The sequence below is a fragment of the Nitrosophilus sp. genome (assembly GCF_982775275.1).
On sequence record NZ_CEXZHP010000346.1, the window covers coordinates 1 to 1,033 of the forward strand.

Here is a 1,033-nt window from a genome sequence, read left to right on the forward strand (position 1 = left end):
GCATCGCCGAATTGAAGAATAACCAGTAAGCCGGCCGCCTTCGGCAGGAAAGGTACCGGTAGGGAGTTCATAAAAACGATGCACGACGCTCTTCAACGAATTTTTGGTTTCCAGCATTTTCGCCCCAATCAGGAGGCGATCGTCTCGGCATTGCTGGAGTCGCGCGATGTCTTTGCGGTGATGCCGACCGGCGGCGGGAAATCGCTCTGCTATCAATTGCCGGCGCACCTGCTCGACGGCCTGTGCGTGGTGATCAGCCCGCTCATTTCGCTGATGAAGGATCAGGTCGATGCCGCCAAGGCCAACGGGCTGGATGCGGAATTCCTAAACAGCTCGCTTTCGCCGAAAGAACGCTTCCGGGTTTTCCAGGCGGTGGAAAACCATCAGCTGGACCTGCTCTATGTCTCGCCCGAGCGGTTCGCCCTGCCCGGTTTTATGGCCACGCTCAAGCAGGCCAAGGTGTCCTTCTTTGCCATCGATGAAGCCCACTGCATCTCGGAATGGGGCCACGATTTCCGGCCGGACTACCTGTTGCTCTCCAACATCGTCACCCACTTTCCCCGCTCGGCCATTGCCGCCTTCACCGCCACCGCCACCCATCAAGTGGCCAAAGACATTGTCTCCAAGCTGGGGCTGCGCAAGCCGCACCTGACGCGCGCTTCGTTCGATCGCCCCAACCTGTTCTACCAAGTGGTTCCCAAGACGGATCTCGATTTGCAGCTGCTCCAGTTCTTGCGCGAACACAAGGGCGAGTCCGGCATCATCTACCGCACCACCCGCAAGAGCGTGGAGGCCACCACCGAGTTTTTGCAGGGGCAGGGCGTTTCGGTGCTAGCCTACCATGCCGGGCTGACGCCTATTCAGCGCAAGAAAAACCAGGAACGCTTCAACCGCGACGAAGTCGATGTGGTCATCGCCACGATTGCCTTCGGCATGGGGATCGACAAATCCAACGTCCGCTTCGTGTTGCATGGCGATTTGCCGAAAAACATGGAAGGCTATTATCAGGAAACCGGCCGCGCGGGCCGCGATA

At 58.7% G+C, this 1,033-nt stretch carries 1 protein-coding gene; it reads left to right on the forward strand.

Annotated elements, in window-relative coordinates; genetic code table 11:
* Window positions 1-78 precede the first annotated feature (78 nt).
* Window positions 79-1,033, forward strand: a 955-nt coding sequence (locus AC30RD_RS09930) for a RecQ family ATP-dependent DNA helicase (RefSeq protein ID WP_489494410.1), incomplete at its 3' end; no start/stop codon positions are given.